The 7,390-nt window shown below is 73.2% G+C and carries 5 protein-coding genes and 1 pseudogene; 5 read left to right on the forward strand and 1 reads right to left on the reverse strand.

Annotated features, from left to right (window positions below):
- Positions 1–188 precede the first annotated feature (188 nt).
- Complete coding sequence (locus tag Q3W71_RS27250; RefSeq protein WP_302922326.1) at positions 189–1,649, forward strand: polysaccharide biosynthesis tyrosine autokinase; 1,461 nt, start codon at positions 189–191, stop codon at positions 1,647–1,649.
- Here the strand turns inward: Q3W71_RS27250 and Q3W71_RS27255 are convergent.
- A complete protein-coding gene (locus Q3W71_RS27255; RefSeq protein WP_302922327.1) occupies positions 1,630–2,184 on the reverse strand; it encodes a low molecular weight phosphatase family protein in 555 nt (184 codons plus the stop codon). The genes Q3W71_RS27250 and Q3W71_RS27255 overlap by 20 nt on opposite strands.
- A gap of 159 nt (positions 2,185–2,343) precedes the next feature.
- On the opposite strand from Q3W71_RS27255, the gene Q3W71_RS27260 reads away from it, so the two are divergent.
- From Q3W71_RS27260 to Q3W71_RS27275, 4 genes and pseudogenes are all read left to right on the forward strand, one after another.
- Positions 2,344–3,567: a glycosyltransferase family 4 protein gene (locus tag Q3W71_RS27260; RefSeq protein WP_302922328.1), complete on the forward strand. Its 1,224-nt coding sequence runs from the start codon at positions 2,344–2,346 to the stop codon at positions 3,565–3,567.
- A 119-nt stretch (positions 3,568–3,686) separates the two neighbouring features.
- Positions 3,687–5,471: a DUF4012 domain-containing protein gene (locus Q3W71_RS27265; protein WP_302922329.1), complete on the forward strand. Its 1,785-nt coding sequence runs from the start codon at positions 3,687–3,689 to the stop codon at positions 5,469–5,471.
- A gap of 12 nt (positions 5,472–5,483) precedes the next feature.
- A complete protein-coding gene (locus Q3W71_RS27270; RefSeq protein WP_302922330.1) occupies positions 5,484–6,116 on the forward strand; it encodes a hypothetical protein in 633 nt (210 codons plus the stop codon).
- Positions 6,117–7,062: 946 nt separating this feature from the next.
- Positions 7,063–7,390 (forward strand): annotated as a pseudogene (locus Q3W71_RS27275) (hypothetical protein); the annotation flags it as partial.

The raw sequence follows: 7,390 nt of genomic DNA on the forward strand, positions 1-7,390 counted from the left end.
TTCCGGGGCGATGCCGAACGACCACTTCTCGGGTTGGTAATTCCGGGCGCGCGTTCTCGCGTCGACGAAAACAGATAACTCCGGACATAAAGGCGTATGAGCGGCTTTAATGGTCCCGAGATTAAGTCGACCTTGGGGGTTTTCGTGAAGTTCTTTGGCGTTACCGGTTTGGTACGGAGGCGCGCCTGATGGACCTGTACCGCCAGCTTCGCCTGGTCCGCCAGCACTGGTGGATCGTGCTGCTCACGATCATGGTGGCGCTCGGGGTGACCGCCTTCGTCACGGTCCGGGCCGAGCCCCGGTACGTCGCCTCGGTGACCTTCTTCGTCACCACCCCGAGCCAGGGCGTCACGGACGCCTACCAGGGCGGCCTGCTCATGCAGCAGCGCGTCAAGTCGTACGCCGAGCTGCTGACCAGCGACCGGCTCGCGCAGGCCGTGGTGGCCGAGAACTCGGTCGGGCTGACCGCCGAGGAGGTCCAGCGCCGGGTCAGCACCTCCACCGAGACCGGCACCGTCCTGCTGCGGGCGTCGGTGACCGACACCGACCAGACCCGCGCGCTGCGGGTGACCGAGACGCTGTCGGCGAAGTTCGTCGAACTCGTGCAGAAGGTCGAGACACCGGCGAACGGACAGACCGGCCCGATCAAGATCGAGGTGGTCAGCGGCCCGCGGGTCAGCTCAAGCCCGGTCTCGCCCCAGCCGGTACGCAACTTCGCCATCGGCGGCCTGCTCGGCCTGCTCTGCGGGATGGGCCTGGCGATCCTGCGCGGCCTGGCCGACGTCCGGCTGCGCGACGCGGCCACCCTGCAACGCACCACCGGCAGCCCGCTGCTCGGCGAGATCCCGTTCGAGGGCAGCGCCAGGTCGGAGCCGCTGATCGTCGGCGAGGCGGTGAACTCGGCGCGGGCCGAGGCGGTCCGCAAGCTGCGCACCAACCTGCGCTTCGTCGACGTGCACGAGCCCGCCCGGGTGATCGCCGTGACCAGCGCGCTGCAGGGCGAGGGCAAGACCACCCTCTCCTGCAACCTGGCCATCGCGCTGGCCGAGGCCGGCTGGCGGGTGCTGCTGGTCGACGCCGACCTGCGCCGGCCCAAGGTCGACGACTACCTCGGCCTGGACGCCGGCGTCGGCCTCACCGACGTGCTGGTCGGCGACGTGCAGGTCGGGGACGTGGTGCAGCGCTGGGGCGACAAGTCCCTGCTGGTGCTGCCCAGCGGCTCGGCGCCGCCGAACCCGAGCGAGCTGCTCGGCTCCAAGGCGATGGCGGACCTGCTGCTGGCGCTGCGGGAGTCGGCGGACATCGTCATCATCGACACCGCGCCGCTGCTGGCCGTCACCGACGGCGTGGTGGTGGCCGTGCAGGCCGACGGCGCGCTGCTCGTCTCCCAGCAGGGCCGGACCTCGCGTACCCAGGTGGCCGCCGCCGCCCGCGCGCTGAACTCGGTCTCGGTGCGCCTGCTCGGCTGCGTGCTGAACATGGCCAAGGTCCCGAAGACCGAGGCGTACCAGTACGAGGCCTACCGGGTGGTCGCCTCGACCGCCAGCACGGCGGTACCGGCGGACCGGGCCGCCAGCGGCCGGCACGCCGAGCGCGCCGACGCCGGGATCCCGGACCGCACGCAGGAACTCACCCGGCTGCCCCGATGAGCGCGGCGAGGGGTCGTAGCGACCGTTCGATCTCCTCCGCGCAGCCTCGGAAGTCGGTGGCGGTGCCGCCGATCGGGTCCAGCAGGTCGTCCGCGCCGGGGGCGGCGGGTTGCAGCCGCCCCCTGGCCCGGGCGGCCGCCACGACGGCGGCCCGCAGCGAGTCGTCGGCCAGGTCCTCCGGCGGCTCGGCCGCCGCGGCCAGCCGGCCGAACTGGCGCAGGGTGAAGGTGCGGTGCAGCACCGCCGGCACCATCGCGGTGCACACCGAGCGCTGGCGCCGCGTCGAGGTGAGCACCAACGTGGCGCCCTCGAGGTGCTCCGGGCGCAGCAGCCGGCTGCGGAACCCCGACGGGTCCGCGCCGGTCTCGGCCGCCACCTCGGCGGCGTACGGGTGCATGGCCAGGCCCTCGACGGCGTCGGTGCCGGCGCTGGAGACGGTGACCGGTCGATCGGCCAGCAGCCGCCGGGCCAGGTACTCGGCCATCGGCGACCGGCACAGGTTGGCGTGGCAGACGAACAGCACCCGGTCGGTCATCTGGACCCCTCTCGTCGGCGCGGTCGCGGCGCGGGTCGCCGCGACGGCGGCCGGCCGGGGACGGCCGACCGCGGAGGGGTTGTCGGCATCGTACGCGGGGCACCCCCCGGTGACCGGTGCTGCCGCGCCGGACCGTCCGCGCCGGACGGAGGTGACCCGGTGAGGATCGGCCTGCTGTCGTACCACTTCCCGCCGGAGCCGGCCTTCATCCCGGGCAGCCTGGCCGAGGAACTCGCCGCCCGGGGGCACGAGGTACGGGTGCTCACCGGCTTCCCGGACTACCCGGGCGGGCACGTCTATCCGGGCTGGCGCCAGCGCTGGCAGCACGAGACGCGCAGCGAGCGGCTGACCGTCCGGCGGGTGCCCCGGTACGCGGGCGGGGACGCCTCGGTGGCGGCGCGGATGGCCGGCTACCTCTCCTTCGCCGGCAGCGCGGTGCTGGCCGGGCGCCGCTACCTCGCCGAGGTGGACGCGCTATACGTCCACCAGCCGCCGGCGACCGCGTTCGCCGCGGCCGGGCTGCTGCGGCTGCTCGGCCGGGTGCCGACCGTCCTGCACGTGCCGGACGTGTGCGCCCGGGACGAACCGGGCGCGGCCGACGGCGGCGGCTGGACGGCGCGGATCAGCGCGGCGATGGCCCGCACCTACCGGGCGGCCGACGCGATAGCGGTGGCCGCGCCGTCGCTGCGGGACACGGTGGTGGCCGCCGGCGCGGATCCGGCCCGGGTCCGGGTGGTGCTCAACTGGACCGACGAGCGGATCTTCCACCCGGCCCGCCCGAGCCCCGCCGCCCAGCGGCTGGTCCGCCGGGACGGCCGGTGCGTGGTGATGCACGCCGGGACCATCGGCAACCGGCAGGGCCTGGAGACCGCGGTCCGCGCGGCGGCCGCGCTGGACGGCACGATGGACCTGGTCCTGGTGGGGTCGGGCGCGCAGGAGCGGCGGGTGCGGGGGCTCGCCGCCGAGCTGCGGGCGGACAACGTGCGCTTCGTCGAGCGCCGGTCTCCACTGGACATGCCGGACCTGTACGCCGCCGCCGACTACCAGCTGGTCATGCTCCGTGACCTGCCCGAGTTGCGCGGCACGGTGCCGGCCAAGCTCCAGGCGGCCTTCTCCTGCGCGGCGCCCGTCGTCGCGTCCGCCGGCGGCGACACCGCCGAGCTGGTCGAGCGGGCCCGGGCGGGGCTCTCCTGCCCGCCCGAGGACTGGGCCGCGCTGGCGGACCGGTTCTGGCTGGCCGCCACCATCCCGCCGCCCGCCCGGGTCGACATGGGCCGGCGGGGCCGGGAGGCGTACCTGCGGGAGATGTCGCTGGGCGCCGGGGTGGACCGGATCGAGGGGCTGCTCCACGAGGTCGTTGCGGCCCGCGCCGGCGCCCGCTGACCGACGAGCGATATTCGCATACCGGTCAGACCGTCATTTCCGACCCAGAAGGCTCGTTACGTGCTAAGAACGTCAGAGAAAACGTGCCCTTCTGTCCGGTTTCGGAAATGGAGAACGGTGTGACGGAGAGCGAAAGCCCGCGCCGCCGGCGCGGTCGGTCCCGGCGGCGCCGGCGCGCCCGGCTGCGTCGGGCCCTGCTCAGCGCGCTGGTGGTCGGCTCGCTGCTGCTGGTCTCCGCCGGCTGGGTGGGCTTCCGGGGCTGGCAGGCCCGCGCCCACCTGGTCAACGCCGCCGGGCTGGCCCGGGAGCTCAGCGCCCAGGTCGTCGGCGGGGACACCGCGCGGGCTCAGCGCACCCTCGCCGCGTTGCAGGAGCAGTCCGGGGCCGCGCGGGCGGCGACCGCCGACCCCGGCTGGTGGGTCGGCCGGCGCGCGCCGTTCGCGGGCGACGACCTGGCCGCCGTACGCCAGATCTCGATCGCGATCGACGACCTGGCCCGGCAGGCGTTCCCGAGCCTGCTCCGCACCGACCTCGCCGGCCTCGTGCCCACCGAGGGGCGGTTGGACGTGGCCCGGCTGCGCACCCTCTCCACCGACCTGTCCACCGTGCACCGGACGGTTCGCGAGACCCGGACCAGCCTCGCCAAGGTGCCCGTCGACGACCTGGTCAGCCAGGTCCGCCAGGCGCTGACCGACCTGCGCGGCGAGATCGACCGGCTGGCCGACCTCACCGCCGCGGCCGACCAGGCCGCCCGACTGCTGCCGCCGCTGCTCGGCGTCGACGGGCCGCGCCGCTACCTGCTGGTCTCGCAGAACAACGCGGAGCTGCGGGCCACCGGTGGGATGTTCGGCGCGTACGCCGTGCTGCACGCCGACGACGGCCGGGTGCGGATGGGCCGGCAGGGCAGCAGTGCCGCGTTGGGGCGCTTCACCAAGCCGTTCACGGTGCCCGCCGAGGTGCGCCGGCTCTGGGGCGACCTGCCCGGCATCTACCCGGCGGACGTCAACCTGACCCCGCACTTCCCGACCGCCGCGAACCTCTACCGGCAGATGGTCCGGCGGCAGACCGGCATGAACGTCGACGGCGTGCTGGCGGTCGACCCCGTGGTGCTGTCGTACCTGCTCAAGGCGACCGGGCCGGTGCTGGTGCCCGGGCACGCCCCGCTGGACAGCGAGACCGCGGTGCGGACCCTGCTCAGCGACAGCTACCAGCGACTCGACACCCGGCAGCAGGACGAGTACTTCACCGCGGCGGCGGCCGCGGTCTTCGACACCTTCTTCAAGAAGAATGTCAACCCGAAGGTGTTATTGTCCGTATTCGACCGTGCTGTCCGGGAACGCCGGATATTGTTCTGGAGTGCCCGCCCGGAGGAGCAGCGGACGTTCGGCGACAGCCGGATGGCCGGAACGCTCCCCGAGCAGGACACCGTGCCGACCGTCGGTGTGTTCCTCAACGACGGCAGCGGCGCGAAGCTCGGCTACTACCTGCGCCCGGCGGCGGACCTGACGGTCGGCGAATGCCGACCCGACGGCCGCCGGCAGCTCCGGCTGCGGGTCACCCTGCGCTCGACGGCGCCGAAGACCGGCCTCAGCAAGTCCGTTCTCGGCCTCGGCCTGGCGGGCGACCCGTACACCGTGCGGACCTTCGTCTCGGTGTACAGCCCGGCCGGCGGATCGGTGCTCGACGCCCGTCTCGACGGGACCGAGGTGGCGCTCGGCTCCGGCACCGAACGGCGCCGACAGGTGGCGACGGCCAACGTGGACGTCGCACCGGGAGCCTCCCGCACCTTGGAGGTCTCGGTGCTGACGGCGAAGACCGGCGCCGGAGCGGCCGAGCTGTGGCTCACGCCCACCGCCACCCCATGGACCACCCAAGTTGTTACCGCACCAAGCTGTGACCAGTAGGAGGGAACCATCATGCGGCTATCCCGCATCATCATGGCGCTCACGGTCGGTCTGGCCGTGGTGGCCGTGCCGACCGCAGCGGGGGCGGCGCAGCCGCAGCCGGCGCCCACGCTGACGGAGACGCCCCAACCACCGCCGTACCCACCGGGGCAGGTGGCGACGCTGACCGTCAACCGTGCCACCATCACCCTCGGTGAGACCGTCGTCCTCACCGGCCGGAACTTCGGCCCCAACGAGCGCGTGACCATCGTGGTCAGCGTCGCCCCGCTCGCCGCCCCGGCCCCCGGCCAGGCGCGGCGCAGCGACGGCAGCACGGTCGCGATGGCCCCGGTGGCCTTCCAGGCCGCGGCACCGCTGACCTTCTACGCGTACACCAACTCGCGGGGCCGGTTCACCAAGCCGTACAAGCCGTCGATCACCGGCCTGTTGACCTTCACGGCGACCGGCGACGAGTCCGGCCGCACGGCCTCCACCGAGGTCCGGGTGCTGCCCCGGCGCGGTGACCAGCAGCCGCTGCCCGTCACCGGTGACAGCCTCGGTACGCCGATGAAGCTCGGCGGCGGCCTGGTCGGCGCCGGCGCGGTGCTGCTGCTCATGACGCTCGCCTGGCGTCGCCGCAACCGCGTGGGTACGGGGGCGAGCTGACGGATTCAGCACCGGGCAGGGCCCGGAGGCACCTGGGGCTGGCGTCCGTCGGAACTCTCCGACGGGCGCCAGCCCTCGTTGTGCCGGGTCCGCGGCGCGTTCGTGCTTCCGATGTCGCCGTTGATGGCTGGTGGCCGCGGTCCGCCCGATGCGATACCGCCACCTCGGCGAACAGTAGCCCTCGCACACCCCGGCACCCCCATGCGAGGACCCCGCGCCGTTTCGCCGATGTGGCGGTGTCAACCCGGGGCCTGCGCCGTGTCGCCGATGTGACGGTATCCGACTGGGGGGCGTGCGCCGTTTCGCTGATGTGGCGGTGTCAGCCGGGTCGGGATGGCCCCATATCGGCGGTATGGAGTCGATCATGCGTCGGCTGCGGCCGGCACATGGGCCGCCGTGCCCGTGTGGGGTGTTTGTCGGGTTCGTGGGTGTGACCGGCGGCATCCGGGTGGCGGAATCGGGCCCGGGTCGGGGGCGTTATACCTTGCGGACGATCGAGCAAGGGCTCGCCGCTGGCATGGCCGGCGAAAGGGTCCCGGGCCTGGCGGAATGATCGCGGGCGGCCGGTCGTTACATCTCCCTGACGATCGCAGGACCGGTCCCGCCGGCACCCGCCGGTTGAGGATCATGGCCCCGGAATGACGGCGGCCCGGTGGTCGTTGCATCCCCCCGAACGATGATCGCCGCACCGGTCCCCACTGGCGCACGCCGGTGAGGGTTGAGGGCCCCGGAATGATGGTGGCCTGGCGGTCGTTACACACAGTCCGGCACCGCGAAGGACACGTCCCCGCGGCTCTGGCCGGGCATCCCGGTACCAGGGCATCCCCCGCCCCCGCGTGTGCCGGATCTTTCCCCCAAGTCTTTTGAGCGCCCTGGTGGTGCTTGCGCCCCTGTGCCCGTCCCCCCTTTTGGGCTGGTGGCGTTGACCCCCGAAGGAGCTTTTGTGATGAACACGATCATGCGTAAGAGCGTTCTGGGTATCGCTGGTCTGGCGTTCGCCGGTGGCGTCTTCGCCGGCCCCGCCACCGCCCACGCCGACGCCGCCCCGGTGCAGGCGGTCAAGCCGGTCGCCGTGGCCGTGCAGGCCGACAAGCCGGACAAGGCGAAGCTGATCCCGCATGGTGTGCAGGGCGAGCAGTCGCGCATCGAGCTGAACGACGAGCAGACCGCGAACGTGAAGGCGATCATCGCGGCGACGAAGAAGTCCGGCATGGACGAGCGGGCCGCCGTGGTGGCCATCGCCACCGCGTTGCAGGAGTCGAAGCTGGAGAACC

It is taken from the genome of Micromonospora sp. C28SCA-DRY-2 (assembly GCF_030519475.1).
GTDB lineage: Bacteria > Actinomycetota > Actinomycetes > Mycobacteriales > Micromonosporaceae > Micromonospora.

Excerpts from the sequence above, each read along its gene's own strand:
- Q3W71_RS27250 (WP_302922326.1), top strand. The coding sequence starts at position 189 with ATGGACCTGTACCGCCAGCTTCGCCTGGTCCGCCAGCACTGGTGGATC.
- Q3W71_RS27255 (WP_302922327.1), bottom strand. The coding sequence starts at position 2,184 with ATGACCGACCGGGTGCTGTTCGTCTGCCACGCCAACCTGTGCCGGTCG.
- Q3W71_RS27270 (WP_302922330.1), top strand. The coding sequence starts at position 5,484 with ATGCGGCTATCCCGCATCATCATGGCGCTCACGGTCGGTCTGGCCGTG.